Origin of the sequence: Variovorax paradoxus (assembly GCF_024734665.1) — a bacterium.
Lineage (GTDB): Bacteria > Pseudomonadota > Gammaproteobacteria > Burkholderiales > Burkholderiaceae_C > Variovorax.
Genome location: NZ_CP102931.1, coordinates 2,901,890 through 2,928,085, shown reverse-complemented (window position 1 = coordinate 2,928,085; position 26,196 = coordinate 2,901,890). Strand labels below are relative to the sequence as shown.

The window sequence follows — 26,196 nt, the reverse complement described above, 5'->3', positions numbered from 1 at the left end:
GCCCGCCCTTCCCCTTCCCGACAAGCTCCATAAAACCATCCAACACCGGAGACAACCAACCGTGAACCCCGTCGAACAAAGAACCATCTCCAAGATCAGCTGGCGGCTCCTGCCGCTGCTGATGATCAGCTACTTCATCGCCTACCTCGACCGCGTGAACCTCGGCTTTGCCGGCGCGGCCATGTCCAAGGACCTGGGCTTCACCGCCGCCGTGTTCGGCAGCGCGGCCGGCATCTTCTTTCTTGCCTACTTCCTGTTCGAAGTGCCGAGCAACATGGCGCTGGAGCGCTTCGGCGCGCGCCGCTGGATCGCCCGCATCATGTTCAGCTGGGGCATCCTCTCGGCAGCCCAGGCCTGGGTGGGCGGCTCGACCAGCTTCAACATAGTGCGATTCCTGTTGGGCATTGCCGAGGCCGGGTTCTTCCCGGGCGTGATCTTCTACATCACGCTGTGGTTTCCGGCTGCGTACCGCGCGCGCATCGTGGGCTGGTTCATGTTCGCCATTCCGATCTCGACCGTGATCGGCTCGCCGATCTCTGGCTACATCCTCAACATGGACGGCGTCGGCGGCATGCACGGCTGGCAGTGGCTGTTCATCCTCGAGGCGATTCCATCGCTCATCCTGACCTTCTTCGTGCTGATGTACCTGCCCGACGGCCCGAAGGACGCCAAGTGGCTCACTACCGAAGAGCGCAGCTGGCTGGAGCAGACGCTCGACTCGGAGCGCCGCAACCGCGAGTCGATCAACAAGATCTCGTGGAAGCAGTCGCTGCTGAACCCGCGCGTGATCGGGCTGGGCTTTGTCTACATGGGCATCACCGTGCCGCTGTATGGCCTGAGCTTCTTCCTGCCGCAGATCATCAAGGGCTTCGGCGGGCTGAGCAACGTGGAGATCGGCTTCATCAACGCCTTCCCGTACCTGGTGGGCGCCATCGCGATGCTGTTCTGGACGCGGGCCTCCGATGCGCGCAAGGAGCGCAAGTGGTTCCTGCTGATTCCGCTGGCCTGCATCTTCGTCGGCCTGGTGCTGGCCGCGCAAACCAGCGCGCCCATTCCGAAGATGGCCGCCGTGACGCTGGCCGCCTTCGGCATCTTCAGCGCACTGCCCACCTTCTGGACGCTGCCCACCGCCATCCTGAGCGGCACCGCGGCCGCGGCAGGCATTGCGTGGATCAACTCCATCGGCAACCTGGGCGGCTACATCGGCCCGACGATCTTCGGCGCGCTGAAGGACCGGATGGGCAATGACATCTACGCCGTGATCTTCCTGGCGCTGCTGTCGGCGGTGGCGTTCGGACTGGTGCTGATCATCGGGCACGACTCGCGCACCGAGCAGGCTGCGCCTGGGCGGACCTGATGCGGGTTAGCCCTAACGCCCCTGGCCCTGTACCCCGTGCAATTTTTCACGCCACAACCGCTACCAAATGTCATCTAAATGTGACTCCAGGGCGTTCTGCAAGGGCGCCCGTTGAACGACGCATCCCTTTGATCGATGTCTTTGCTTAGAAAGAACCCCATGAAGACCAAGCAGCTCATCCTCTCCAGCATCCTCGCGTTCGCCGGCCTTGCCATGCTGGCACCGAGCATCGCCTCGGCCGCGCCATACCACCCCAAGAAGCACAAGGTGTGCAAGTGGGACGCGCGTCATCACCACCGTGTTTGCCACTGGGTGCGTTGATTCCCTCGGTGCAAACCGCTTGAGAAAGCCCGCTGATGCGGGCTTTTTTCATGGGCGACCGAAACAGGTTTTCAAGTCAATACAGCGTCGCCCGCTGCCTCGCCGGCAGCTCCCGGTCATACGTTTCCCCATCGAACTCCGACGCGGTCAGCGCCGAAAGAATCGCCCCCGGCGTCGGCACTTCGCGCTTCGCATCCGCCGGCACCGGCGCCCACAGCTTCGACCGCTGAATCGCCCGGGCGCACTGGAAGAACACCGTGTCGACGGTGATCCGGATCACGCATTGCGGCGGCTTGCCGTCCATTGCCAGGCGTTCGAGCAGCGCCGGCTCGACCGTGATGTGCGCCCTGCCGTTCACCCGCAGCGTCTCGCCGACCCCGGGAATGAGGAACAGCAGCGCCACGCGCGGGTCGGCCACGATGTTGCGCAGGCTGTCGATGCGGTTGTTGCCGCGGCGCTCGGGCATGAGCAGCGTCTTCTCATCCTGCACCGCGACAAAGCCCGGCGGGTCGCCACGCGGCGAGGCGTCGAGGCCGCCGGGGCCGGTGGTGGCAAGCACGGCAAAGGGTGACGCGGCAATCAGCGCCTGGTAGGCCGGGTGCAGGTACGCAACCTCTTTCTTGAGCGAGGCCTCGCCGGCCTGGCCGAACAGTGCTTCGAGCTTCGTCACGGTGTCGATGGCGTGCGGTGTCGTGGTCATGGCGATGATTCCTGGGTGAAGAGTGTGCCGGTTCAGCCGGCCGTGCGCGCAGCATCGGCTTCGGGCGACGACGCGCTCCAGCCACAGGCCAGCGCCGACAGCGCAAGAAGCGCAGCAGCCACGCCGTAGATCCAAGGCGGTGACGCAACCGGCAACAGCAGGCCTGCGATCAGGGGGCCCGTGCCTGCGCCGATGTCGCGCCACACCGAACGCGCGGCCAGCGCCTGCACACGCTCCGGACCGGGCGTGCGCCGGGCCACGATGGGCGGCAGCAGGGGCAATTGCAGGGCACGCAGCACCACGATCAGCGCCGCGCAGCTCCATAGCCAGCCAAGCCCGAAGCCGACAAGCGCGATGGCCGTGACGAGCGACAGGCTCACCAGCAAACGCTCGGCGCCGAAGCGCTCGGCCATGTGGCCGCCGACCGGGCTCAGGAGTATCTCCGCCAAGTAGCGCAGCGCCATCAACACGCCGGCCACGATCACCGCGCCGCCCGGCAGCAGGTCCTTGCCGAGGTACGAGAGGCCGATGATGAAGAGCCCGTCGAGCGTCAACCCTTCCATGAACGACCAGCTGTCCAGGCTGTTGGGCCGCTGAAAGCGCCGCTTCGGCTTGACCACGGGGTGCGGCGCCGCCGGCAGCCGCCGCGTAACGAACCACGCAAGCAGCGAGAACACCGCAAGGATGCCGAAGATCGTGCGCGGCCCGGTCCAGTGCGCCAGCAGCGCCCCCAGCGGCAGCGCCAGCACAGGCCCCACCGCGATGAACGCCCGCGAACGCCCGTTGCGCCGAGCCGCGCCCAACGGGTCGGCCGTGGCCAGCGCCTGGGTCGACAAATTCAGCGCCGCAAAGCACAGGCCCCACATCAGCCGCAGCGGCAGCAGCGCCCAGAAGCCCGAGAGCGTGGCATAGCCCAGCCCGCACACTGCCGCTGCCAGGACGGCGATGGTGCAGGTCAGCCGGTCGCCGTTGCGGGCATAGAAGCGCGCAACGAATCCGTAGCCAGCGATGCGCACCAGCCGGTTGGCCGCGAGCAGCATGCCAGCCTCGGCCAGCGTCACGCCGAACTGGCTGGCGTACATCGGCAGCAGCAGGTAGAGCACGACGTCGGCCGGCAGCGAAAGACCGAGCGCCATCGCCGCATGGCGGGAATTCAGGTCGGTGGGGTTGGGGTTGAGAGCGGGTTGGGTGCGTGACATCGAGCCCTGATGGTGCGCCGCCGCATGCCGCGCCGACAAACGACATTAACGCCCGCCATGCGTGAGAAAATCGCACGCATGCCGCCTAGAGAGCCTCCCCTCAATGCCGTGCGCGCCTTTGCCGCCGCTGCACGCCACCTCAGCTTCACGCGCGCGGCGCTCGAACTGCATGTCACGCACAGCGCGGTGAGCCGGCAGATCAAGAGCCTGGAAGAGTTCCTTGGCGTCGCGCTGTTCGAGCGACGTATCCGCCAGGTCGCGCTGACCGCCGAGGGACAGCAGTTTTTCGCGGAGGTCGAGCCGGCGCTTGCGCAGATCGGCGCGGCGGCGCGTTCTCTGCAGTTGCAGGGGCCGGCCCGCGCGGTGCGGATCAACGTGCGCCCTTCTTTCGCGGTGCGCTGGCTCATTCCGCGCCTGCCGTCTTTTGTCGAGCGCTACCCCGACATCGAGCCGCAGGTCGTCACCAGCACCGTCATGCCCGAGCAGGCCATCGACAGTTTCGACATCGCGGTGCGCCGCGGGCTCGACGGCTGGCCCCCTTCAATCGAAGTGCAGCCCTTTCTCGAAGATGAGGTACTGGTGGTCGGCGCGCCAGCGTTGTTCGAGGCGCATCCGTTGCCCGATCTGCGCGCACTCGCCTCGCACGTGCTGCTGTCGGCCAAGACGCGCAAGGACGACTGGGACGCATGGAAGAAGCAGGTCGGCGCGCCGCGCACCCGGCCGGCTGGCCGGCTGCAGTTCGACCACCTGCACTTCGTGCTGCAGGCCGCGGTCGATGGACTGGGCGTTGCGCTGGCGCCGACCTCGCTGGTGTCGCACGACCTGGCCTCGGGCCGCCTGCAATCGCCGCTGCCCGCGCTGCGCATGACGCTGGAGCGCTACTACTATGGCCTGGCACCCGACGCCGCACCGGAGGCGGCGTACGTGGCCGAGTGGTTCGAGGAAATGCAGGCCGAGGGCGCCTAGCCAATCAGCCGACCAGCGAGCGGATCACCTCCGCGACGCCCACCTTGCCCTTGCGCACGCTCGCATCGCTTCCCTCGAATCGGATCCATCCCTCGTTGAACCCGTCGAGCATCTGGATGCGCGGCACCGGGTCGCGCATGCCCTGCGCGCGAAAGATGGCGCCCCAGGTCTCGCGCGGCACCGCCTCCGCGTGCACCGGGCGGCCCAGCACCTGCGAGAGCGCCGCGGCAATCGCGTGCTGCGTCAGCCGCTCGGGGCCTTCGAGTTCGACGATGCGCGGCACGTCGCCGTCCTGCAGCAGCAGTTCGGCGGCAACGCTGCCCACATCGGCCGTGGCCACCATCGGCACGGCCCGCTCCAGCGGCTGCAGGTAGCTCGACAGCACACCCTGCTCGCGGGCCTGAGCAATGTCCCAGCGCAGGTTTTCCAGGAACCATGCGGGCCGCAGGAAGGTGACCGAGAACGGCAGCGTGCGCAGCGCTTCTTCCATCAGCGTGCGCTGGCTCAGCAGGTTGGGCTGCTCGGCCTGTGCGCCGACGGTCGACAGGCACACCACGCGCGGCGGCCGGGCGGTGTCGAGCGCCTGGCGCACCGCAGCGTTCTCGGCCCTGGCCTCGGGAAACCCTGGCTCGGGATCGAAGTTCGGCGGCGGCAGCACGAAGACGCCGGCCGTGCCCGCGAAGGCGCGCGACAGCGCCGCGGCATCATCCATTGCGGCGATGGCGACCTCGCAGCCGAGCTCGGCCCAGGCACGGCCCTTCGCTTCGTCACGAACGACCGCGCGAACGGGTTTGCCCTGGGCCAGCAAGGCGCGCGCGACAGCGCCGCCGACCTGGCCCGTGATTCCGGTGATTGCGTACATGAGACTTTCTTTCTTCACTTGATTGCGATGGAGCGAATCGTAGAAACGCTTCATCTTTGAGTAAAGCGACCTCAAGGCATATCATTCATGACAACTGATCACGAATAAAAAGATGACTCTCGACGGACGCCTTCTCTCCAACGTCAGCGTGCTGGCCGCCGTGGTCGAAGGCGGCAGCTTCGCCAGCGCCGCCAACGCACTCGGCCTCACGCCCTCCGGTGTGAGCCGCGCCATCGCCCGGCTCGAGGGGCGCATCGGCGTGCGGCTGTTCGACCGCACGACCCGCTCGCTGAACCTCACCGACGAGGGCCGGCTGCTCTACGCCAACATCAATCCGCTGGTGCTCGGCATCGAGGACGCAGTGACCATCGCTTCAGGCGCATCCGGCGCGGTGCGCGGGCGCCTGCGCGTCAACACCGATGCCTTCACCTCGCGCCTGCTGCTGGCACGGCACCTGCCGCGCTTTCTTGCGCTGTACCCCGAGCTCACGCTGGAGCTGATCGCGCGCGACCAGCTCGGCGACCTGGTGGCCGAGGGCTTCGACATCGCCGTGCGCTTCGGCGAGCCGCCGTCGTCGTCGCTGGTGGCCCGCAAGCTGATGGACTCGCGCGTAGTCACAGTGGCCACGCCGGCCTACCTGGCGCGGCACGGCCACCCTGCCAAGCCGGCAGATCTCGTCGGCCATGCCTGTCTGCAGGTGCGCAACCCGGCCACGGGGCAGCCCTATTCGTGGGAGCTCCAGCGCGGACGCAAGCTCGTGAAGGTGCCAGCCACCGGACGCCTGCTGCTTACCGACCCGGGCACCGTGCTGGAGACGGTCCTCGCCGGTATCTGCGTGGCGCAGATCAAGGCCGTGGGCATTCAACAGCAACTCGACGGCGGCGAGCTTGTCGATCTGTTTCCTGATTGGCCCGATGAGCGGCTTCCGCTCTATGCGCTCTATCCGTCGCGCCACCTGCCGGCTGCGAAGGTGCGCGCGTTCATCGATTTCGTGATGGAGGTCGTCTCGCCCGCGCCTTCGCCTGCATCGAAGCTGAAGCCTCGGCGCTGATGCTCGCGCGTCCGGAAACGGCCAGCGACATGGGTCCTCCGATCGCACGATGAGGGCATGACCCATACAACACTCACAACACCGCTCCCCCGTTCCTTCCTGAACCTCGCGTGGTCCAACCTCGCCGCGCAGTCCGCCGAACAACTGAGCCTTGCGGCCGTGCCGCTGGTCGCCGTGCTGGCACTCGGCGCAGGGCCGGGCGAAATCGGTTTTCTCGCGGCAGTGCAGACGCTGCCCTTCCTGCTGCTCTCGATGCCCATGGGCCTGCTCGCGGATCGCATGTCGCGGCAACGGCTGATGGTGTGGGCCGAGGGGCTGCGAGCAGTCTCGCTGCTGGTGCTGCTGGCGATGCTGTTCGCGTCGAAGCTCAGCATCGGCTGGCTGGCTGTGCTCGGTTTCCTGGGTGCTGTCGGCACCGTTGGCTTCAGCGTTGCAGCACCCGCGCTGGTGCCGGCGCTCGTGCCGCGCGAAGCGCTGGCAATGGCCAACGGGCGGCTCGAACTGGCGCGCAGCGCTGCGTTCACCGCCGGTCCCGCGCTCGCGGGCGCACTGGTGGCGTGGGCCGGCGCTCCTGCTGCGTTCGTGCTGGCAGCGGTGCTGTCGGTGGCGGCCGTGGGCCTGCTGCTGCGATTGACCGAGGCGCCGCGCGCACCCGCCTCCGGGAGGCATCCGCTGCTCGAAGTGCGCGACGGCGCGCGCTTCGTCTGGCAACACGACATGCTTCAGCCGATGCTGATGACCGGCGCAGTGTTCAACATCTCGTGGTTCGTGCTGCAGGCCGGGTATGTGCCTTATGCGGTGCGCGTTCTGGGCCTCGGCGCGCAGGCGGTCGGCTTCACGCTGGCGATGTACGGCGCGGGCATGGTCGTTGGTGCGCTGCTCACGCCGCGCGTTGTGGCGCGCCTGCCCTTCGGCCGTGCGATCCAGGTCGGTCCCGCGGTCGCGGTTGTTGCAGCGGCGACGATGGCAGCCACGCTCCTGGTGCCGACCGCCGCGTTGGCCGCGCTCTCGTTCTTTCTGTTCGGCGCAGGGCCGATGGTCTGGGTCATCACCTCGACCACGCTACGCCAGAGCGTGACGGCTTCGACCATGCTGGGCCGGGTGTCGGCCGTGTTCCTCACGATCAATGCGGGAGCGCGGCCCATCGGCGCGGCGCTCGGCGGCCTGGTTGGTGCGGCCTGGGGCGAGCCGGCGTGCCTGCTGCTGGCGCTGGCCGGGTTCGTTCTGCAGGCCGCGATCATCTTCGGCTCGCGCATCGCAGAGCTGCACCGGTTGCCTGTGCCGGCCACCTGAGCCGCCGCTGAAGCGCCGCCTACTCCTGAAGGTCGGGAAGCACCATCGACTCCAGAGAGTCGAGCGGCAGCCAGCCATCCGGTACGTCAACCAGAGCGGACTCCTGCGCACGAACTCTGGTGGGCTTCCTTACAGGCTTCTTGGCGAGCGGATCGACAGTGGAAAGCGAGAACACCCTCTTGACCGGACCGCCCGTGAAGCTGAGTCCGGTGAGCCGCTCGACTTCATTGATCTGGACCTGGAAGGTCTTGTAGGCATCGAAAGGAATCTCGCGTGCAGCCTCGATGCCAAATTCTTCGATCACGCCGGACTGATCGAGGATGTAGGCCGTGGCAAACAGCTTGCCGCTTGCAGTGATCGCCGCGACGACTTTCCAGAAGCGAACCGGATACTGGATCTTCGGGTACTTGTCCCAGACCGGGTCGCTTTCTTCGAGGATGGGACCCGTGATGACCTGCGCCCTGAACTTGTCGAGCTTGATCGCGTCCTCGAAGATGTGGCGTTCGATGCCCTGCCAGAGCTCCTTGTTCTGATTGAACTTGGAATGCTGGGGCGTGCAGTTGCTCCAATGGCAGGTATCTGCCGCAGTGGTGAGCGCGGCCAGCCGGGTGGCTCCGTATTCCATGTCCTCGCGGCGCGTCAGATGGCCCCGGTCGAACTGGTTGTTCTCGTAGTAGAAGTTGGTCAGCTGTGCGCTTGCGGGAATCCGTGGGTCCTGCCTCCACACGTCCGCCGGCCGGGCCAGCTCGAACCGGCCGCTGAAGTCGACGTTGGCTGCCGAGTAGAGAGCCAGCCGCCTCGCCTTGTGCATCACGAGGCTGTAGCCGTGATAGTTCAGCACGTTCTCGCCCGGGGGGCCGTCGACCAGTTCTACCGTCTCCTTCGCAAGAGCCTTGCCAAGCAGCGGCAGATGCACCGACATCTCGGGCTTGCCCGGCGCGAGGAACCCGGCTTCGAAGCCTTTGCGATCGTCGTACTTCGCATTGAAGGGCACGTCGATGGCGGGGGCTGGTTTCTTCGCCTTGGCACGTGCGGCTTCTTCGAAAACGCTCTGCGACTCGCGGGCGGCGGGACCGGATCGGAGGACGGAGACGCTTCCATCCGATTCGATGCCGAGCGTCACCGTGAGGGTCCTTCTTCCACCAGATTGCATGTCGTTCATGGTCGTCTTCCGGGTTGAGGTTTGTTGAATGAGCGGACCGGGAAGCGGCAAGCTCCCGGCAGCATGGGTCGCCGTTGACTGCAGCAGGTCAACGGAAGGAAGCATCAGCCGCGAGTTCTCCGGCGTGGCACCGAAGACTGGCTGGAGCAATGAATGCGCGGGAAGGGCTGCATGAAGCGTCTCGACGATGCGGGAAATGCGGATGCCCTCGTTGGCAATCCACTTGATGTCCTGCTCGCCGTCTTTTGCGGGGTCGTAGTCGCGGCCTGAGATGGTTTGCGTACGGCCGTCTCTTTCTTCCGGTACGCCGCTGTGGTGAAGTGCGACAACGTACCAGTCGTTGCTGAAGACCGGGGAGCCTGAAGATCCCCCCAACGTGTCGGTCGAGTACCAGAGCACGTCGTCCGTGCGTTTGAGAAGCTTGTTCTCGCGCACGCACACCTGTTTGCGGTCGCCGTTGGGGTGCTGGATGATGGTGAGCCACTCACCGTCCGATGCCTTGCCGGTGGCGCCTACGAGCGGCAGGAACCCATAGTGTTCGAGCTGGCCATCTCCCACTGTCGAACTGGAGGTGACAGCCACGATGGTGAAGTCGAGGTCCTTCGAAGTGAAGAAGAGTTCCTGCGCCTGAAGGCTGTAGGTGGTGGGGTTGAGTACGGCGCCGTCGATGTCGAGTTCGAATTCGAACTGGGCTTCCGAGCGGCGACAGAACTCGATGGATGGCAGAACGTGGTTGTTCGTGATGAGCACGTTCGGCGCTATCAGGAATCCGGTGCCATAGGCCACGAGCCGCCCTGCCGTGTCCCTGATCAGGATGCGGCTGACCGCCTTTGCGGCTCGCGCGCCGCGTGCCAGGTAGTTGACGTCCTGTATCTCGCTGCCGGAGATGATGCGCTCATACGCGACGGCAGACTTCTCTTCGTCGCCCAGGCTTTCACGCAAGAAGCTCCTGCGGTCATCGAGCTGCTTCGGCGTGCTCAGTTCGCGCGGGGTCTTGTCTCTCGCATAGTCGGCAAGAGATCGCAGGTCGATGCCTTCGCTTCGCTCCCGCGCCTTCTCGATTTGCTCAAGCCAAAGTTGCACGTGCGCCCCCTCGTCCCGTGAGGGTTGCAACTGTGCGTGTTTGCTGGCGCTTCTACATCCCCCATTCGAGGGATGCCGTACGTACTAGAAAAGCGACGCCATTCCGTTGGGCCGTGCGTCCTCGATGTCGAGCATGCGCAGCTTGGTCAGCGCGCCGCCGCCGGCCGAGAACCCGCCCGGCTTGTTGCCCGCCGCCAGCACGCGGTGGCACGGCACCACCGGCGCGAACGGGTTGTGGCCCATGGCCTGGCCCACGGCGCGCGACAGGCCCTTGTCGCCCAGCTCTTCGGCGATCTCGCCGTAGGTGCGCGTCTGTCCGGGCGGAATGCGCCGGGCGATCGCGTAGATGCGCTGGTGGAACTCCGACACGTCGCGCATGTCGAGTTCGATGCGGCTCAGGTCGTCGTGCACGCCCTGCAGCAGGCCCTGAATGGCGGTGATGGCGCGTTGCGCCGCCTCGCTCGGCGGGCTTTCGCTCAGGTCTGGAAAGCGTTGCTTCATGCGCGCCCGAGTGGCCGCCTCGCCATTGTCGGCAGGCAGCTGCACGCCGACCAATCCGCGCGGTCCCCATGCCAGGGCGCACATGCCAATGGAAGTTTCGAACAAGGCAAAGCCCGTCATGACGAAGTCTCCTGTGCCAGCGAATGCTGGCGCGACGCCAGCACAGCGCCGAGCCAGAGGGCCATCGCCGAAGCCACCAGCCCGCGCGCAAGCCCACCGGGGCCGTCGGAAATCCAGCCGGTGACAGTCGGCCCGACGATCTGCCCCAGCGCAAAAATGATGGTGAACATGCTGATGCCCTGGGCCCAGCGCGAAGGCGGCAGGTTGTGGCGCACCAGCGCAGTGGTCGAAGCCACCACCGACAGGAACACCCCGCCGAACAGCACGCCTGAAACCAGCGCCACCGGCGCCGACGCGCTCAGCACCGGCAGCAGCGTGGCCACGCCGAGCAGTCCGTTCAGCAGCGCCTGCGGCTGCCCGCCGCGGTAGCGGTCGAGCAGCCCGGCCCACAGCCGCGACGACGCCACGCAGGCAATGCCCAGCAAGGAATAGAACAGCGTGACGAAAGAAGCGCTCGCGCCCTGCTCGCGCAGCAGCGCGATCACGAAAGTCATGTAGCCGATGTAGCCCATGCCGAACAAGGCATAGCCCGCGAGGGCCCAGCCGAAGCGATGCAGTGCGACCGGCGGCGCAGGGTCCGTCGAAGCGGCAGCTGCCGTTGGCGCCGGCCTGTCAGGCATCGCGCGGCCAGCCCACGCCAGCAGGCAGGTGGCCGCTGCACTCGCCAACGCCAGCGCCCACCACGCCCAGGCCCATCCGTGCGGCACGCCCGATGCTGCACGCAACACCCGCGGCACGAGCAGCGCGGACAGCAGGATGCCGAAGCCGGTGCCGCCGTAGTAGATGCCGAGCAGCAGTCCGCCGCGCGAAGACCCCGCCTCGCCGAGTCGCGCTGCGAGCAACCCGCCCGCCACGAACACCCATGCGCTGGCCACCCCGGCCAGCAGGCGCTGCAGCAGCAAGGCCGGCGCATCGGTCACAAAGCCGCTGCCCGCCATGAACACACTGGCCAGCACCGCGCCGACCACCAGCAGCCGCGTCGTGCCGAAGCGCCGCATCAGCATCGGCGTGATCAGCGCACCGACCAGGTAGCCGACTGCGTTGGCCGTGTTCATGCCGCCGGCCAGCGCATAGCTCCAGCCCAGGTCAGCACGCATGGGCGGCAGCAGCAGCGCATATGCAAAGCGGGTGATGCCGAGCGAAACCGCCGCGCCCATCGACAGCGCGAATGCAAGGCGCAGCGTGGGCTGCGCAGGGGCGGCAGAAGAAGTGAGCGTTGTCGACATGGGTGCGGGCGGCTGGCCATTTTGCGGCAGGCGCCGCCGCCCTGCCCGCGCCCGCCCGGTCAACCCGCGTCAGGCATCGGGTCGGCGTGCAGCAGATGCCGCTCCAGCAGCACCGCCACATGCACCGCTTCGCGCTGCGCGCCGTCCTCGATCTGGTGGCGGCAGCTGGTGCCGTCGGCCACCACGATGGCGCCGGGCTTCGCGCGGATGGCCGGCAGCAGGCTGGCTTCGGCCATCTTCATCGACACCTCGAAATGGCTGGCCTCGTAGCCGAAGCTGCCGGCCATGCCGCAGCACGAGCTTTCGATGAGTTCGGGCTGCGCGCCCGGAATGAGCTTCAGCACTTCCATCACCGGGCTCACCGCGCCGAAGGCTTTCTGGTGGCAGTGTCCGTGCAGCAGGATCGGTGCCTCGGCCGGCTTCAGCGCCAGCTCGAAGCGGCCCAGCTTGATTTCGCGCGCAATGAACTCCTCGAACAGCAACGCGTGCTTCGCCACCATCTCGGCCTTTTCGCCGAAACCCATCACCAGCGTTTCGTCGCGCAGCGTGAGCAGGCACGATGGCTCCAGCCCGACGATGGGTACGCCGGCCCGCGCCAGCGGTACCAGCGCGTCGATCAGCGCCTCGGCCTTCTTCTTGGCCTCGTCGACCATGCCGCTCGCCAGGAAGGTGCGTCCGCAGCAGTGGTGCCCGCCGCGCTTCTCGACCGTATGCAGCACATAGCCCGCAGCCTGCAGCACGCGCGCTGCCGCAAAGGCGTTCTCGCTCTCGAAGGTGCCGTTGAAGGTGTCGACGAACAGCACCGCCGCCTTGCCACCGCGCCGCGCAATCGACAGCACCACGTCGCGCTCGACGAACAGGCCGGGCTCGTTGGCCTTGCCGCGCCAGAAGGTGTCGCTGCGCCATTCGGGCAGCGAGCGCTTGGCCGAAAAGCCCAGCAGCTTCTCACCGAGCCATGCTGCGCCGGGCACGCTGTTGCGCAGGTTCAGCAGCCACGGCATGCGACTGGCCTTGTGCGCGTAGTCGGGCAGGTTCGCCACGAGCCTGTCTTTCAGCGTGTGGCCGTGGCGCTTCTTGTAGTGGTCGAGAAACTCGATCTTCATCTTCGCCATGTCCACACCGGTGGGGCAATCGCGCTTGCAGCCCTTGCAGCCGACGCACAAGTCCATGGTGTCGTGCATGGCCTCACTGGTGAAGGCGTCGGGACCCAACTGGCCCGACAGCGCCAGGCGCAGCGTATTGGCGCGGCCGCGTGTCAGGTGCTGCTCGTCACGAGTCACGCGGTAGCTGGGGCACATGGTGCCGGCATCGAATTTTCTGCAGTGGCCGTTGTTGTTGCACATCTCCACGGCCTTGGCGAGGCCGCCGGTGCTGTCGCCGCCGGTGCCGGGTGCGGTCGTCACTTCGGTGACCGGGTCGGCGTTGACGTTCCAACCCGACCAGTCGAGCACGGGCTTGAGCTCGATGCGGCGGTAGGGCTTGGGCGCGGTCGGCGGCGCGAAGCGGAACAGCGCGCCATCGTCCATGCGCGGCGGGTCGATGATCTTGCCGGGGTTGAACAGGCCGATCGGGTCGAGCTTGCGCTTGATGGAGCGGAATGCCTCGTTGATGGCCGGGCCGAACTGCCATTCGATCCACTCGCCGCGGCACAGGCCGTCGCCGTGCTCGCCGCTGAAAGCGCCCTTGTACTTGCGCACCAGCGCGCTCGCCTCTTCGGCAATGGAGCGCATCTTGGCGGCGCCATCCGCGCGCATGTCGAGAATCGGCCGCACGTGCAGCGTGCCGACCGATGCGTGGGCGTACCAGGTGCCGCGGCTGCCATGCCGGGCGAACACTTCGGTCAGCGCGTCGGTGTATTCGGCCAGATGTTCGAGCGGCACGGCACAGTCTTCGATGAAGCTCACGGGTTTACCGTCGCCCTTCAGGCTCATCATGATGTTGAGGCCGGCCTTGCGCACTTCCCACAGATTCTTCTGCCGCGCGTCGTCGGGCATCTCGACCACGCTGCCGGGCAGGCCCAGGTCACCCATCAGTTCGACGAGCTGCTTGAGCTGCGGCAACAGCGCGGCCTTGTCGGAACCGGAAAACTCCACCAGCAGGATGGCTGCCGGCTTGCCGATCAACGCAGTCTCGACCGTCGGCTTGAAGGCCGGGTTGGCAAGGCTCAGCTCGATCATCGTGCGGTCGACCAGCTCCACCGCCGTCGGCCCCAGCTTCACGATGTGCTGCGCCGCATCCATCGCAGCATGGAAGGTCGGGAAGTTGACGATGCCCAGCACCTTGGCGCGCGGCAGCGGCGCGAGCTTGAGCTTCAGGCTCTTCGTGTAGGCCAGCGTGCCTTCAGAGCCGATCAGCAGGTGCGCGAGGTTCACGCTGCCGTCCGCCGTGTACGGGCGCTCGCTCTGGTTGTCGAAGATGTCGAGGTTGTAGCCCGCCACGCGGCGCATTACCTTGGGCCAGTGCTCGGCGATCTGCTCGCGGTGCTGGCGCGCCAGCCCACGCAAGAACTGCGCGATGCCGGCCGCGCGCACACCCATCGTGCCGACCGTTCCGAACTCCACCAGCTCGCCACTCGACAACCATGCACTCGCACCCAGCACGTTGTGCACCATGTTGCCGTAGGCGATGGAGCGTGAGCCGCAGGAGTTGTTGCCCGCCATGCCGCCCAGCGTGGCCTGCGCGCTGGTCGACACGTCCACCGGATACCAGAGGCCGTGCGGCTTGAGTTGCGCGTTCAGATGGTCGAGCACGAGGCCGGGCTCGACCGTGGCCGTGCCCTCTTCCACGTTCACGTCGAGCACGCGGCGAAAGTGCTTGCTGTTGTCGATCACCAGCGCCGCGCCGGTGGTCTGCCCGCACTGGCTGGTGCCGCCTCCGCGCGCGAGCACCGGCACCTTCAGGTCGCGGGCGATGTCGATGGCGGTTGCGATGTCGCTCTCGTTCGTCGGCACGAAGGCGCCGACGGGCGTGATCTGGTAGATCGACGCATCGGTGGCGTAGCGCCCGCGCGAACCGTCGTCGAACAGCACCTCGCCCTGTGTGTCGGAGCGAAGGCGGCGCGCGAGCAGCTCGCAGGTGTCGTTGGGCGGAAGAACGGTTCCGGCTGGCTGCATGTGGCTGGCGGGATCGATGCGCATGGTGGGGTGTTTTTCTTTTGGCAGGTCGGGAAGCTCAGCTCGACTTGGCCGAGGGATAGATTTCGCCGGCGCGCAGCAGCTCCAGCACGGTGTCGCGCTTGCGCAGCACGTGCGCCACGAGCACCTTGCGCATGGCCGCAGCGTCGCGTTTGACCAGCGCATCGATCATCTGTTCGTGCTCTTCGACGGCGTGCTTCCACTTCGTCTCGTTCTGGTTGGTGCGAAAGCGCAGCGACTGCACGCGGGCGTTGATGGAGCGATAGGTGTTCGACAGCACCGGGTTCGCCGCCGCCTCGTTGATGGCGGTGTGGATGCGCGCATTCAGGCGGTAGTAGCCCGAAAGATCGCGCCGCGAGAAGCAGGCCAGCATTTCGTAGTGCAGCGCGCGCACTTCGGCCAGCTCTTCGTCGGTGATGCGCTTGGCGGCCAGCTCGCCCGACATGCCTTCGAGCATCGCCAGCACCTCGAAGGTGTCGAGCACGTCGGCCTCGGTGAGCTTCACCGCCACCGCGCCGCGGTTGGGCAACAGGTCGACCAGCCCTTCGGCCGCGAGCAGCTTGATGGCTTCGCGCAGCGGCGTGCGCGACACGCGCAGTTGCAGGCACAGCTCGCGCTCGTTGAGCTTGGCGCCGGGCGCGATGAGCCCTTCGACCAGCATGGTGCGCAGGCGCGCGGCCACCTGGTCGTGCAGGGCGAGTCTGGAAATTTCGATGATGTCAGCTGTCATGGCTTTGCCTCTTGATTGCATTTTGAATGCAAAAAAGAAGGCTAACAACCCAAGTGAATTAGGGTAAACCATCAAACAAAAAAGCATTTTGAATGCAAAACTGAATGCGAAAGGACAGTCCATGCTGCAACTCGACATCCATCCCACCGGCCGCCACTTCCTCCAGATTCCCGGCCCCAGCCCGGTGCCCGACCGCATCCTGCGGGCCATGAGCCTGCCCACCATCGACCACCGCGGGCCCGAGTTCGGCACGCTGGGCCTGAAGGTGCTCGGCGGCATCAAGCAGATCTTCAAGACGAAGCACCCGGTCGCGATCTATCCCGCCTCGGGCACCGGCGCCTGGGAGGCCGCGCTCGCCAACACACTGAGCCCCGGCGACCACGTGTTGATGTACGAGACCGGCCACTTCGCCTCGCTGTGGCAGAAGATGGCCACGCGCCTCGGCCTCTCGACCGAGTTCCTCGCATGGTCGGGCACCGACGCGCAGTTGCCCAACGCGCCCAGCTGGCGCCGCGGTGTGCAGGCCGAGCTCATCGAGGCGCGCCTGCGCAAGGACACCGAAAAGAAGATCAAGGCCGTGTGCGTGGTGCACAACGAAACCTCCACCGGCGTCACCTCCGACATCGCCTCGGTGCGCAAGGCCATCGACGCTGCAGGCCACCCCGCCCTGCTGATGGTCGACAGCATCTCGGGCCTGGCCAGCGCCGATTTCCGTCATGACGAATGGGGCGTGGACGTGACCATCAGTGGCTCGCAGAAGGGCCTGATGCTGCCGCCGGGCATCAGCTTCAACGCGCTTTCGCCGCGAGCGCTCGAGGCCGCAAAGAGCGCGAAGCTGCCGCGCGCCTTCTGGGCCTGGGACGAGATCGTCGAGATGAACAAGGACGGCTACTGGCCCTACACGCCCAACACCAACCTGCTCTACGGCCTTTCTGAATCGCTGGACATGATCCTCGGCGAAGGGCTCGACAACGTGTTCGCGCGCCACCAGCGTTGGGCCGCCGGCGTGCGCGCGGCCGTCAATGCGTGGGGCCTGCCGATCCAGTGCGCCGACCCGGCTGTGTACTCGCCCGTACTCACCGGCGTGATCACGCCCGAAGGCATCGATGCCGACGCGCTGCGCCGCCTGATCCACCAGCGCTTCGATCTTTCGCTGGGCACCGGCCTGGGCAAGCTCAAGGGCCGCATGTTCCGTATGGGCCATCTGGGCGACAGCAACGACCTGACGCTGGTAGCGATGGTCGCTGGCGTCGAGATGGGCATGAAGCTCTCGGGCATCAAGCTGGCCGGCAGTGGCGTGCACGCGGCGATGGACCATTTCGCGAACCACACGGCACCGGCCGCGCTGCAAAAAGCCGCATAGGCACGCGGGGCCGCCCCGGCGCGCATCGGACCATTCCCACCCACGACGGAGACCAAGAAGATGCAGAGACGTTCGTTGATCCAGGCCGCGGGCGCCGCGGCCGCCACACTGGGCGTGCCCCGGCTCTTCGCGCAGGAGTGGCCCTCGGGGCCGGTGCGCATCGTGGTCGGCTTTCCGCCGGGCGGCGGCACCGATGCGCTGGCCCGCGTGGTCGCGCAGAAGCTCACCATCATGTGGGGCCAGCAGGTCATCGTCGAGAACAAGGGCGGCGTGGCCGGTGTGCTCGCGGCCGACTACGTGGCGCAGCAGCCGAGCGACGGCAGCACGCTGCTGATGGCCCACATCAACAGCCACGCGCTCGCACCCAGCCTGCAGCCCAAGCTGCGCTACAACGTGGAGCGCGACTTCGTGCCGATCGTGCTGGTGGGCGTCACGCCCAACCTGTTGATCGCCAACCCGGGACAGAAGGCGCTGACGGTGAAAGACATCGTGTCCGCCTGCAAGGCCGCTCCCGGCACCATCAGCTTCGGCTCGGCCGGCGCGGGCTCGGCGCAGCACCTGGCGCTGGAGATGTTCAAGCTGCAGGGTGGTGTCGATGCGCTGCACGTGCCTTACAAGGGCAGCGGCCCGCTGCTGGCCGACCTGATGGGCGGGCAGATCCAGTACAGCTTCGAGACCATGACGGCCGCCACGCCGCACGTGAAGAACGGCCGCGTCATCGCCGTGGCGCAGACGCGCACCAAGCGAGCCAAAGGCCATCCGAACGTGCCGACGATGCAGGAGCAGGGCTTTGCCGGCTTCGAGGCAACCACGTGGTACGGACTCGCCGGGCCAGGCAAGCTGCCCGCTTCCATTGCTCAGAAGGTGAATCGCGACGTGAACACGGTGCTGGCGATGCCTGATGTGCAGGAGCGAATGGACACCTATGGCGCAGAAGACGGCGGTGGTTCGCAGGACAAGTTCAGGCAGTTCATCAGTACGGAGATTGCGAAGTGGGCGAAGGTTGTTAAGGACGGCAACGTTCACGTTGAGAGCTGAACATGCGTTGTTGGGGACGCGAATGCCCCCGGCAGAAACTGAGAAGATCCAGCAAATGACCCCATCCCAGACCGCCCTCACCGACGCACTCGTTGCCGCACGCCGCGGCAATCGCACCCTCGACGCCACGCCCTGGCTGGGCACGCTCGAAACCGACACGCAAGCCTATGAAGTGCAGGACGCCGTCGCGGCCGCACTCGGCTGGTTCGACGGTCGCCCAGTACCGGGCACCTGGAAATCCGGTGGCGGCTCCCGCAGCGCGACGCTCACGCATGCGCCGCTGCCGCCTTCCGGCGTGCGCCAGAGCCCCGCGAACTTCAGCGACCTCGTGTTCAACACGCCCGGCATCGAGGCCGAAATCGCCTTGCGTCTCGGCCAGGACGTAACACCCGCGCAGGCTGCGAAACTCGATCACGCAAGCGCCGTATCACTCGTCGATGCCATGACCGTCTCCGTCGAGATCGTCGACACGCGCTGGCAAGACCTCGCCTCGACACCCGCCCTGCTCCGCCTCGCCGATTCGCAAGTGCACGGCGCGCTGGTGCTCGGCGAGTGGAAGCCCTACGCCGCCGTCGACTGGGCCTCGCAGCGCTGCGAAGCGAAGATCGGCGACGCCGAGACGGTGGTGCGCGAAGGCACGCATCCGCTGGCCGACCCCACCTGGCTGCTGCCGATCTGGCTGCGCCACCTCACGCGCCACGGACAGACCGTGCCCGCCGGCACGGTGGTCACCACCGGTTCGTGGGTCGGCATCCTGCCCTGCCGCCGCGGCGATCAGGTGACGGCGGAATTCCCCGGCATCGGTGCCGTCCGCTTGAGCGTGTAGCGCCCACCGCCCACGCCGGAGCAAGCCACCAGAAAGTCGAGCACCGCCCGCACCCGCGCGGGCAGCGTGCCGGCCTTGCCGATGTACACCGCGTGAATCGGCTCGATCTCGCCGGCATTGAATTCATCGAGCAGAGGTACCAGCCGGCCAGCGTCGATGTCGTGCTGTATGTGATACAGCGACAGCCGCGCCACACCCGCCCCCGCAATAGCCAGCTGGCGCAGCGTTTCACCATCGCCCGCGCGCACCGGACCGGCCACGGGCAGCCACACCATGCGGCCATCGACGCGCAGCGGCCAGTCGGGCGAATTGCGCCGGTAACTCCAGCCAAGACGGTTGTGTGCCTCCAGTTCCTGCGGAGTGCGCGGCGTGCCGTATTTCGCAAGGTAGTCCGGCGCGGCGACGATAGCCTGGCTGGTTTCGCCAAGCCGCCGCGCCACGAGGTCGGACGACGGCAGCTGGCCCCAGCGAATCGCGATGTCGGCGCGTTCGTCCATCAGGTCGACGATGCGGTCGGTCAGCGCAATGTCGAGCGTGATCTGCGGATGCAGTTCGAGCAGGCGCGGCACCAGAGGCACCAGCTTGTGGTGGCCGAACGAGACGCTGGCGTTGATGCTCACCCGCCCACGTGGCGCCGCGCCGGCCGCGGCGCAGCGCTCGGCCTCGTCCATGTCGGCCAGCACGCGCAGACTGCGTTCGTAGAACTCCGTACCTTCGGGCGTGAGCTGCAGCTTGCGCGTGGAGCGGTGCACCAGTTGGATGCCCAGGCGCAATTCGAGCCGCGCCACCAGCTTGCTCACGGCCGAGGGCGTCATGCCCAGCAGACGCGCCGCCGCCGAGAAGCCGCCTGACTCGACCACCTGCACGAAGGCTTCCATCTCGCCGGAGCGGTTGACGTCGATGCGCGGCATGGCTCTTCTTCCAATCTGTGAGTTCAACTCACAAGTATGTGTACCGGCGGCATTCTAGTCATCGAAGGCTTTCGTCCGCACAGTACAGGGCATCATGCCAATCGCTCTACTCGCCCTCACCGCCGGTGCCTTCGGTATAGGCACCACCGAGTTCGTCATCATGGGCCTGCTGTTGCAGGTATCGACGGATCTTCATGTCTCCATCACGGCCGCCGGCCTGCTGATCTCGGGCTACGCGCTCGGGGTCGCGGTCGGCGCGCCGGTGCTCACCATCGCCACCCGCAAGCTGCCGCGCAAGACCGTGCTGCTGGCGCTCATGGCGATCTTCACGCTCGGCAATCTCGCCTGCGCCGTAGCGCCCAACTACGAAATGCTGATGGCCGCGCGCGTCATCACCTCGCTGGCGCACGGCACTTTCTTCGGCGTCGGCTCGGTGGTGGCCACCGGCCTGGTGGCACCCGAACGCCGCGCCTCGGCCATCGCGATCATGTTCACCGGCCTGACCGCCGCCACGCTGCTCGGCGTGCCGGCCGGCGCGTGGCTGGGCCTGCAGTTCGGCTGGCGCTCGGCCTTCTGGGCCGTCACGCTGATCGGCGTGCTGGCCTTCACGGTGCTCGCGGTGTTCGTGCCGCGCGTCAAGGGCGAGGCAAAGCCTGCGCCGCTGCGCGAAGAGCTCGCCGTGCTGGCGCGCCCGCAGGTGCTGCTTGGCCTGGCGATGACGGTGCTCGGCTTTGCCGGCGTGTTCGTGGTGTTCACGTATATCCAGCCGCTGCTCACGCAGGTCACCGGGCTTTCGGAGTCGGCTGTGTCGCCGATCCTGCTGGTGTTCGGCGGCGGCCTTGCGGTCGGCAACATCCTCGGCGGCAAGCTGGCCGACCGTGCGCCGATGGCAGCCGTGCTTGGCACGCTGGTGACGCTGGCGGTGGTACTCGGCGCGATGCAGTTCACCATCGGCACGCCGTTCACCGCGGTGGTGTTCGTCGGCCTGCTCGGCGTGGCCTCGTTCGCCACCGTAGCGCCGATGCAGCTGCGGGTGCTGGAGAAGGCCTCGGGCGCGGGTCAGAACCTCGCGTCGAGCCTGAACATCGCAGCCTTCAACCTTGGCAACGCGCTCGGCGCCTGGGTTGGCGGCGTGGTGATCGACCACGGCCCGGGGCTGCGCGCGCTGGGCTGGGTGGCGGCGCTGCTCACGCTGGTGGGCCTGGCCATCGCGCTGTGGAGCCGATCGCTCGACCGGCGCGAACCACGCAACGAGCTGGGGGATTGCGCTTCGGCGCGGGTCTGATCCTCTCCGGGGCGGTGAAGGGATTGCAGAATCCCGCATGCGCAACGCTCCCCTCATCACCCGCCCCGCCATCGCCGCCGACGCTCCTGCGCTGGCAGCGTTGTCGATCCAGGTCTGGCTCACCACCTACGCGACCGATGGCGTGAACGACCTGCTCGCGCGCTATGTGCTTGACCAGTTCACGCCGGCCGCGTTCATCGCGTGGACGAACGACGCAGACACCGCCTTGATCGTCGCCGAGGCCGACACACATCTCGTCGGCTATGCGCGCCTGCGCTTCGGCGCGCGGCAGGCCCTTGTTCCCTCCGCCAGCACCGAGCTCTGCACGCTCTACGTGCAAGAGGCGTTCACCCGCTCAGGCGTGGGCTCCGCGCTGCTCGACAGGGCCAGCGCCACAGTCCACGATCGGACGGGCAACGATGCTCTGTGGCTGACGGTCAACGTCCAGAACCAAAGGGCGTGCCGCTTCTACGAGAAGCACGGGTTCGCCAGAAAGGGCACGACCTGGTTCGCACTGGGCGAAGGCCGCCACGAGAACCACGTGCTGGGCCGGCCATGAGCAGCCGCCAGGATGATCAGTGCTGCCGCGTAGGCGAATCGCTGCGCGCCTCTTCCATCGGCATGAAAAACTCGAACCGGTTGCGTCCCGCCGCCTTGGCGTTGTAGAGCGCGACGTCGGCCCGCGCCAGCAGTTCTTCGGCAGTGACGGAAGAATCGGCCGCGCGGTGATACGCGATGCCGATGCTGGTCGTCACCTCGATGCGCTGGCCGTCCACCACGAAGGGCGGCGTGCGGATGCTTTCCACGACCTTGGCCGCCACCGTGGCCGCGGTGCCCGGCGCATTCAGGCCCTCGAGCACCAGCACGAACTCGTCACCGGCCAGCCGGGCCACCATGTCGGTGCCGCGCACGCAGCCCAGCAAGCGCCGTGCGTATTCCGCCAGCACCGCATCGCCCACCGCGTGGCCCATCGTGTCGTTGATGGCCTTGAAGTGGTCGATGTCGAGGAACATCAGCGCCATTGCATGGCCGGTGAGCTGCCCACGCAGCACCGCTTCAGGCAGGTACTCGTTGAAAGCCAGCCGGTTGGGCAGGCTGGTGAGCGTGTCGAGCCGCGCCAGCTCGATGAGCTTGTGCTCCACCACCTTCAGCGCCGTGATGTCGAGCGCCAGCGAGAAGATGCCGTGCGTCGCCCCATCGGCGCGCACGTCGGGCACATAGATCACCTGCGTGATGCGGTCGAACCCCGCGCGTTGAGTGCTGGTTTCGAACTCCACCCGCTCGCCGGACAGCGCCCGGGCGAGCATCGGCTGGCGCGACAGGTACATATCTCGGCCCGACACCTCCTGCACGTGGCGCCCCAGCACCTGGACCGGATCGAGCCCGAGCCATTCGCGGCTGGTGGCGTTGGCGAAGGTGATCTTCTCCTCGCGGTCGATGTAGGTGATCAGCGCCGGCATGTTGTCGGTGATGGCGCGCAGGCGCAGCTCGCTCTCGGCCTGGCGCAGCTCCGCTTCCTTCAGCGCCGTGATGTTGAAAGACATCAGGTAGAAGCCCACGACCTCGCCGCGCAGGTTCTTGTCAGGTATGAGGTTGACCTGGAAGTACCCCTCCCTGCCGTGGATGGGTGCACGCACCGGAAAGCGCACTTTCTTGCCGGAGAACAGCACGGGAAGGTAGGGCTTGTGCTGCGCGTACACCGCCCTGCCGAGGGCAGAACGCATGGTCGTGCCCTGCAGCGGCGCGCCTTCGCTCAGGCCCGCCATCTGCCGCGCCCGGATGTTGGCGAACAGGCAGTTCTGCTCGCGGTCGAAATAGCCGACCAGCGCCGGAATGCTGTCGGTCACGTCGCGCAGCAGCTTTTCCTGCTCGGTCAGGGCCCGGCGGATGTTCACTTCTTCGGTGATGTCGAAGGTCATCGAGAACACGCCGCACACCACGCCGTCGGCATCGACGTCGGGAATGTAGTGAGCCTTGAAGGTGCGGTTGCCGATGCCCAGGGCCGGGTCGCCCGACTTCTCGAGGATCACCGTTTCACCGGCCAGCGCGCGCATGAAGTGCGGCTCCACGAGCGCAAAGTCCGCGGCGCCGCGCACCTCGGGCATCAGGCGCCCCACCAGCGCTGCGTTGTTGTGCAGGGCTCGCACGTGCGCGTTGACGAAGGTGTAGCGCAGCGATGCGTCTACATGAGAAACCATCGCCGGGATGTTGTCGGCAATGGTGCGCACCTGCGCCTCGCTGCGCGCAAGGCTGAGCTCGATGGCGCGCCGCTGCGCCATCAGCTCGTCGAAGGTGCGCGCGAGATCGCCGATCTCGTCGGGGGCGTAACTGCTGCGCGGCTCGGCGGCGGCTGCGGGTGCTTCCTTCGTGGACTGCATGTGCCGATGCAGCTCCGACAGCGGCTTCAGCTGCCGGCGCGCCACGCCCAGGGCCAGCGCGCCCGCGAACAGCGCGAGCACCATCGCCCCGAACAATGCACCGCGCTCGATGGCGTCGATGCTCGCGAAGGCCTCGCTGCGCGGATACATGGCGCCGACGATCCAGTTGGTCTGCTCGGTGCGGTCGAAGGCATAGAGGGCGGGCACGCCGGCATCGTTGATGCCCTCGCTCGAGCCCTGGAAACCGGCCATCGCGCGCAGGATCTCGGCATTGCCGCGGCCATCCGTCTGGACCTGGTTCAGGATGCGCGAAGTCTGCGGATGGTCGACGACGATGCCGTCCACGGTCATCACGAACAGATAGCCGGTCTTGCCGAACCTGACATCGCCGAGCGCGCCCAGGATGTTCCGGTCCTTCAGGTTGATGGCGCCGGAGATCACGAACCTCACCTGCCCCGTGTTGTCGAGCACCGGCTCGGTGATGGCTACCTGCGCCAGTCCGTTGAGGCGATTGCGGTAGGGCTCGGACACGAGGCCGGCCTTGGAAGCGACCGTCTGCTGGAAGTAGGGGCGGTCCTTTACGTTCACCTTGCCGATTGCCTGCACGCCGTTCAGGTTGGCCACCAGGTTGCCGTCCGTGTCGAGGAACGCAACGTTGTCGAAAGCCTTGCGCAGCGAGCCGTGCTTCTCAAGAAAGGCCTGCAGCGCGGCGCCCTGGAGGTCCTGCGCTTCCACGCTGCCGCCAAAGGTTTGCAGCAGGATCCGGCGGCTGCCGAATTTCTGGTCGATCGCATCCGCGATGGCACCCACGCGGGCGACCTCCTCGGTCGCGATCGAGGCGCGCATGTTGCTCTTGACCAGGTGCAGGGCGAAGGTGGCGATGGCGAAAGTGGTCAGCAGAACCACTGCTGCCACGCCGAGGCTCAGGCGCGTGTGCAAACCGAAGCGGATTTTCGAGAAGCCTGTTGGAGTCATTGAACTTGTTCGGAGCCGGTACGTTGCCGGCGGGGAGTTTCCGGGCAGAGTATCGGTGCGTTCCGCGCGCGGAGAAAGACTCCGGGACACAGGCTCCGGTGAACCGCGTGGCGCGGCAGAAAAATGAATTCCTTTGCAGTACTTTTTTGCCTTCCAGGAAGGAAACAGCGAGGGGCGCTGCGTCAGGCGCCTGAGGAATCCGCCGAGCGCTTGCTGGCCAGGGCGCGGCTTTCTTTCTTCAGCGCCTTCGACACCGGGCAGACCGCCTGTACGAAGCCGGTCAGCGTGTTGGCCAGGCTCTCTCGCTGCAGGCTGTAGAACACGAACTGGCCGCGCTTCTCAGCCTTTACCAGCCCCGCGCCTTCGAGGATCTTCAGGTGCTTGGAGAGCGAAGGCTTGGTCATATCGAAGCGCGAGGCAATGTCGCCGGCCGACAGTTCGGTCTCCGACAGGTACGCCAGGATCTTGCGCCGCGGCGTGGAGGCAAGCGCTTCGAAAACTTTTTCCATCGGTTCAGTTTAGCTCGCGAGTAGGCAATTCTCTAATTAGTTATTTAGCCATTTAGCTAAATAGATGGCAGAATGGCCCGAACAGGAGCCGACGACATGCAAGCACCCACCGCCCCTCCCCCGCGCACGGTTGTCTACTACAACAGTGCCTGTCCCGTCTGTGATGCCGGCGTTTGCGCCATGCGCGAGAAAACACCGGACGCAAGCGTCGAGTGGATCGACGTGCACACCCGGCCCGAAGTACTCGAACCGCTGGGCCTGCAGCTGGAGGACGTGCGCGAACGCCTGCACCTCGTCGACACCTCGGGCGCCACGCGCATCGGTGCCGACGCCATCGCCGGCGTGCTGGCCCTTGCTCCGCGATGGCGCTGGCTGGCAAGGCCGCTTCAGTGGCCCGGGCTGCGAACGCTCGGCGCCTGGCTCTACAACCTCTTCGCGCACCAGCTCTACCGCTGGAACCGGTCGCGGGGTCATTGGTAAACCAAGGAGAAGAACCATGAGCGCAGCATCCAACTTCGACCCCGCCGAACTGGCCAGATTCCAGGCTCTGGCCGACCGCTGGTGGGACCCGCAGTCTGAATTCCGCCCCCTGCACGAGATCAATCCGCTGCGGCTGGACTGGATCGACAAGCTCAGCCCGCTGAACGGCCGCAAGGTGCTCGACGTCGGTTGCGGCGGCGGCATCCTGGCCGAGTCGATGGCGCACCGGGGCGCGGACGTGCTCGGCATCGACCTGGCCGACAAGCCGCTGAAGGTCGCAACACTTCATGCACGCAGCAGCGCAGCAAGCGTGACCTACCAGGCCATTTCCGCCGAAGACCTGGCCATCGGCAACGAGGCGAAGTTCGATGTCGTCACCTGCATGGAGATGCTCGAGCACGTGCCGTCGCCAGCGGCCGTGATCGACGCCTGCGCCCGCATGGCGAAGCCCGGAGGCTGGGTCTTTTTCTCCACCATCAACCGCACGCCGTGGGCATGGCTGATCGCGATCTTCGGCGCGGAGCAGGTGCTGCGCATCCTGCCGCGCGGCACGCACGACTACCGCAAGCTCATCCGCCCGGACGAACTCAAGGGCGCGGCCGCCAGCGCCGGCCTCGTGCTGCGGGACCAGCGCGGCCTGGGCTACAACCTGTTCACCCGCAACTTCAGGCTGCACCGTTCGCTGCGCGTGGGCTACCTGCTTGCCATGCAGAAGAAGGATTGAGC

Annotated in this window: 23 protein-coding genes; 12 read left to right on the top strand and 11 right to left on the bottom strand. The window is 66.7% G+C overall.

The genetic code is table 11. The annotated features are described in order from the left end of the window. Window positions 1–61: 61 nt before the first annotated feature. Window positions 62–1,357 (top strand): MFS transporter, encoded by a 1,296-nt coding sequence (locus tag NWF24_RS13770; protein ID WP_258354627.1) that lies wholly within the window; start codon window positions 62–64, stop codon window positions 1,355–1,357. A gap of 159 nt (window positions 1,358–1,516) precedes the next feature. Then, complete coding sequence (locus tag NWF24_RS13765; protein WP_165403270.1) at window positions 1,517–1,678, top strand: HHHH-motif protein; 162 nt, start codon at window positions 1,517–1,519, stop codon at window positions 1,676–1,678. A 76-nt stretch (window positions 1,679–1,754) separates the two neighbouring features. Here the strand turns inward: NWF24_RS13765 and NWF24_RS13760 are convergent, their stop codons facing one another. After that, window positions 1,755–2,378 carry a pyridoxamine 5'-phosphate oxidase family protein gene (locus tag NWF24_RS13760; RefSeq protein WP_258354626.1) on the bottom strand — a complete coding sequence of 208 codons (624 nt, stop codon included), beginning with the start codon at window positions 2,376–2,378 and terminating at the stop codon, window positions 1,755–1,757. Window positions 2,379–2,410: 32 nt separating this feature from the next. After that, on the bottom strand, window positions 2,411–3,577 hold the full coding sequence (locus tag NWF24_RS13755) for an MFS transporter (RefSeq protein WP_258354625.1): 1,167 nt from the start codon (window positions 3,575–3,577) through the stop codon (window positions 2,411–2,413). A gap of 78 nt (window positions 3,578–3,655) precedes the next feature. Between NWF24_RS13755 and NWF24_RS13750 the strand changes: the two genes are divergently transcribed. Then, a complete protein-coding gene (locus NWF24_RS13750) occupies window positions 3,656–4,543 on the top strand; it encodes a LysR substrate-binding domain-containing protein (protein WP_258355289.1) in 888 nt (295 codons plus the stop codon). 4 nt (window positions 4,544–4,547) lie between these two features. Here the strand turns inward: NWF24_RS13750 and NWF24_RS13745 are convergent, their stop codons facing one another. Beyond that, on the bottom strand, window positions 4,548–5,405 hold the full coding sequence (locus NWF24_RS13745; RefSeq protein ID WP_258354624.1) for an NmrA family NAD(P)-binding protein: 858 nt from the start codon (window positions 5,403–5,405) through the stop codon (window positions 4,548–4,550). 112 nt (window positions 5,406–5,517) lie between these two features. Between NWF24_RS13745 and NWF24_RS13740 the strand changes: the two genes are divergently transcribed. Then, window positions 5,518–6,456 (top strand): LysR family transcriptional regulator, encoded by a 939-nt coding sequence (locus NWF24_RS13740; RefSeq protein WP_258354623.1) that lies wholly within the window; start codon window positions 5,518–5,520, stop codon window positions 6,454–6,456. Window positions 6,457–6,513: 57 nt separating this feature from the next. Beyond that, on the top strand, window positions 6,514–7,749 hold the full coding sequence (locus tag NWF24_RS13735) for an MFS transporter (protein ID WP_258354622.1): 1,236 nt from the start codon (window positions 6,514–6,516) through the stop codon (window positions 7,747–7,749). 19 nt (window positions 7,750–7,768) lie between these two features. Here NWF24_RS13735 and NWF24_RS13730 read toward each other — a convergent pair whose 3' ends face one another. The 5 genes from NWF24_RS13730 to NWF24_RS13710 all read right to left on the bottom strand — a co-directional run bounded on the left by NWF24_RS13730 (window position 7,769) and on the right by NWF24_RS13710 (window position 15,705). Continuing rightward, complete coding sequence (locus NWF24_RS13730; RefSeq protein WP_258354621.1) at window positions 7,769–9,994, bottom strand: DNA/RNA non-specific endonuclease; 2,226 nt, start codon at window positions 9,992–9,994, stop codon at window positions 7,769–7,771. Window positions 9,995–10,078: 84 nt separating this feature from the next. Beyond that, window positions 10,079–10,615, bottom strand: a complete 537-nt coding sequence (locus NWF24_RS13725; RefSeq protein WP_258354620.1) for a methylated-DNA--[protein]-cysteine S-methyltransferase — start codon at window positions 10,613–10,615, stop codon at window positions 10,079–10,081. Continuing rightward, on the bottom strand, window positions 10,612–11,841 hold the full coding sequence (locus NWF24_RS13720; RefSeq protein WP_258354619.1) for a YbfB/YjiJ family MFS transporter: 1,230 nt from the start codon (window positions 11,839–11,841) through the stop codon (window positions 10,612–10,614). The genes NWF24_RS13725 and NWF24_RS13720 overlap by 4 nt, the downstream gene beginning before the upstream one ends. 59 nt (window positions 11,842–11,900) lie before the next feature. Next, a complete protein-coding gene (locus NWF24_RS13715; RefSeq protein ID WP_258354618.1) occupies window positions 11,901–14,978 on the bottom strand; it encodes an FAD-binding and (Fe-S)-binding domain-containing protein in 3,078 nt (1,025 codons plus the stop codon). A 34-nt stretch (window positions 14,979–15,012) separates the two neighbouring features. Then, the gene (locus tag NWF24_RS13710) at window positions 15,013–15,705 is read right to left on the bottom strand and encodes a GntR family transcriptional regulator (protein ID WP_258354617.1); all 693 of its coding nucleotides are present in this window, start codon (window positions 15,703–15,705) and stop codon (window positions 15,013–15,015) included. Between the two features lie 121 nt (window positions 15,706–15,826). On the opposite strand from NWF24_RS13710, the gene NWF24_RS13705 reads away from it, so the two are divergent. From NWF24_RS13705 to NWF24_RS13695, 3 genes are read left to right on the top strand one after another with little or no spacing between them, the layout of a single operon-like run. Then, entirely contained in the window at window positions 15,827–17,068 is a 1,242-nt protein-coding gene (locus NWF24_RS13705) for a pyridoxal-phosphate-dependent aminotransferase family protein (protein ID WP_258354616.1), read from the top strand. A gap of 60 nt (window positions 17,069–17,128) precedes the next feature. Continuing rightward, complete coding sequence (locus tag NWF24_RS13700; protein WP_093056860.1) at window positions 17,129–18,106, top strand: Bug family tripartite tricarboxylate transporter substrate binding protein; 978 nt, start codon at window positions 17,129–17,131, stop codon at window positions 18,104–18,106. A gap of 55 nt (window positions 18,107–18,161) precedes the next feature. Beyond that, a complete protein-coding gene (locus NWF24_RS13695; RefSeq protein ID WP_258354615.1) occupies window positions 18,162–18,932 on the top strand; it encodes a fumarylacetoacetate hydrolase family protein in 771 nt (256 codons plus the stop codon). On the opposite strand, the gene NWF24_RS13690 is transcribed toward NWF24_RS13695, so the two are convergent. After that, window positions 18,881–19,843: a LysR substrate-binding domain-containing protein gene (locus NWF24_RS13690; protein WP_093056862.1), complete on the bottom strand. Its 963-nt coding sequence runs from the start codon at window positions 19,841–19,843 to the stop codon at window positions 18,881–18,883. The genes NWF24_RS13695 and NWF24_RS13690 overlap by 52 nt on opposite strands. 94 nt (window positions 19,844–19,937) lie before the next feature. On the opposite strand from NWF24_RS13690, the gene NWF24_RS13685 reads away from it, so the two are divergent. Together NWF24_RS13685 and NWF24_RS13680 are read left to right on the top strand one after the other, a co-directional pair. Beyond that, entirely contained in the window at window positions 19,938–21,128 is a 1,191-nt protein-coding gene (locus NWF24_RS13685) for an MFS transporter (protein WP_258354614.1), read from the top strand. 37 nt (window positions 21,129–21,165) lie between these two features. Beyond that, the gene (locus NWF24_RS13680) at window positions 21,166–21,687 is read left to right on the top strand and encodes a GNAT family N-acetyltransferase (RefSeq protein WP_258354613.1); all 522 of its coding nucleotides are present in this window, start codon (window positions 21,166–21,168) and stop codon (window positions 21,685–21,687) included. Window positions 21,688–21,703: 16 nt separating this feature from the next. Here NWF24_RS13680 and NWF24_RS13675 read toward each other — a convergent pair whose 3' ends face one another. Together NWF24_RS13675 and NWF24_RS13670 are read right to left on the bottom strand one after the other, a co-directional pair. Beyond that, window positions 21,704–24,481 carry a sensor domain-containing diguanylate cyclase gene (locus tag NWF24_RS13675; protein ID WP_258354612.1) on the bottom strand — a complete coding sequence of 926 codons (2,778 nt, stop codon included), beginning with the start codon at window positions 24,479–24,481 and terminating at the stop codon, window positions 21,704–21,706. Between the two features lie 182 nt (window positions 24,482–24,663). Beyond that, on the bottom strand, window positions 24,664–24,990 hold the full coding sequence (locus NWF24_RS13670; protein WP_258354611.1) for a metalloregulator ArsR/SmtB family transcription factor: 327 nt from the start codon (window positions 24,988–24,990) through the stop codon (window positions 24,664–24,666). 96 nt (window positions 24,991–25,086) lie between these two features. Between NWF24_RS13670 and NWF24_RS13665 the strand changes: the two genes are divergently transcribed. Together NWF24_RS13665 and ubiG are read left to right on the top strand one after the other, a co-directional pair. Next, the gene (locus NWF24_RS13665; RefSeq protein ID WP_258354610.1) at window positions 25,087–25,470 is read left to right on the top strand and encodes a thiol-disulfide oxidoreductase DCC family protein; all 384 of its coding nucleotides are present in this window, start codon (window positions 25,087–25,089) and stop codon (window positions 25,468–25,470) included. Window positions 25,471–25,486: 16 nt separating this feature from the next. Next, window positions 25,487–26,194: a bifunctional 2-polyprenyl-6-hydroxyphenol methylase/3-demethylubiquinol 3-O-methyltransferase UbiG gene (gene ubiG, locus NWF24_RS13660; protein ID WP_258354609.1), complete on the top strand. Its 708-nt coding sequence runs from the start codon at window positions 25,487–25,489 to the stop codon at window positions 26,192–26,194. The last annotated feature ends 2 nt before the right edge of the window (window positions 26,195–26,196 follow it).

Bases quoted from the DNA above. Each gene is read 5' to 3' on its own strand.
- NWF24_RS13690 (WP_093056862.1), bottom strand. From the start codon at position 19,843: ATGCCGCGCATCGACGTCAACCGCTCCGGCGAGATGGAAGCCTTCGTG.
- NWF24_RS13695 (WP_258354615.1), top strand. From the start codon at position 18,162: ATGACCCCATCCCAGACCGCCCTCACCGACGCACTCGTTGCCGCACGC.
- NWF24_RS13755 (WP_258354625.1), bottom strand. From the start codon at position 3,577: ATGTCACGCACCCAACCCGCTCTCAACCCCAACCCCACCGACCTGAAT.
- NWF24_RS13675 (WP_258354612.1), bottom strand. From the start codon at position 24,481: ATGACTCCAACAGGCTTCTCGAAAATCCGCTTCGGTTTGCACACGCGC.
- NWF24_RS13665 (WP_258354610.1), top strand. From the start codon at position 25,087: ATGCAAGCACCCACCGCCCCTCCCCCGCGCACGGTTGTCTACTACAAC.
- NWF24_RS13685 (WP_258354614.1), top strand. From the start codon at position 19,938: ATGCCAATCGCTCTACTCGCCCTCACCGCCGGTGCCTTCGGTATAGGC.
- NWF24_RS13750 (WP_258355289.1), top strand. From the start codon at position 3,656: ATGCCGCCTAGAGAGCCTCCCCTCAATGCCGTGCGCGCCTTTGCCGCC.
- NWF24_RS13720 (WP_258354619.1), bottom strand. From the start codon at position 11,841: ATGTCGACAACGCTCACTTCTTCTGCCGCCCCTGCGCAGCCCACGCTG.
- NWF24_RS13715 (WP_258354618.1), bottom strand. From the start codon at position 14,978: ATGCGCATCGATCCCGCCAGCCACATGCAGCCAGCCGGAACCGTTCTT.
- NWF24_RS13745 (WP_258354624.1), bottom strand. From the start codon at position 5,405: ATGTACGCAATCACCGGAATCACGGGCCAGGTCGGCGGCGCTGTCGCG.
- NWF24_RS13740 (WP_258354623.1), top strand. From the start codon at position 5,518: ATGACTCTCGACGGACGCCTTCTCTCCAACGTCAGCGTGCTGGCCGCC.
- NWF24_RS13705 (WP_258354616.1), top strand. From the start codon at position 15,827: ATGCTGCAACTCGACATCCATCCCACCGGCCGCCACTTCCTCCAGATT.
- NWF24_RS13680 (WP_258354613.1), top strand. From the start codon at position 21,166: ATGCGCAACGCTCCCCTCATCACCCGCCCCGCCATCGCCGCCGACGCT.
- NWF24_RS13700 (WP_093056860.1), top strand. From the start codon at position 17,129: ATGCAGAGACGTTCGTTGATCCAGGCCGCGGGCGCCGCGGCCGCCACA.
- NWF24_RS13760 (WP_258354626.1), bottom strand. From the start codon at position 2,378: ATGACCACGACACCGCACGCCATCGACACCGTGACGAAGCTCGAAGCA.
- ubiG (WP_258354609.1), top strand. From the start codon at position 25,487: ATGAGCGCAGCATCCAACTTCGACCCCGCCGAACTGGCCAGATTCCAG.
- NWF24_RS13670 (WP_258354611.1), bottom strand. From the start codon at position 24,990: ATGGAAAAAGTTTTCGAAGCGCTTGCCTCCACGCCGCGGCGCAAGATC.
- NWF24_RS13765 (WP_165403270.1), top strand. From the start codon at position 1,517: ATGAAGACCAAGCAGCTCATCCTCTCCAGCATCCTCGCGTTCGCCGGC.
- NWF24_RS13735 (WP_258354622.1), top strand. From the start codon at position 6,514: ATGACCCATACAACACTCACAACACCGCTCCCCCGTTCCTTCCTGAAC.
- NWF24_RS13725 (WP_258354620.1), bottom strand. From the start codon at position 10,615: ATGACGGGCTTTGCCTTGTTCGAAACTTCCATTGGCATGTGCGCCCTG.
- NWF24_RS13710 (WP_258354617.1), bottom strand. From the start codon at position 15,705: ATGACAGCTGACATCATCGAAATTTCCAGACTCGCCCTGCACGACCAG.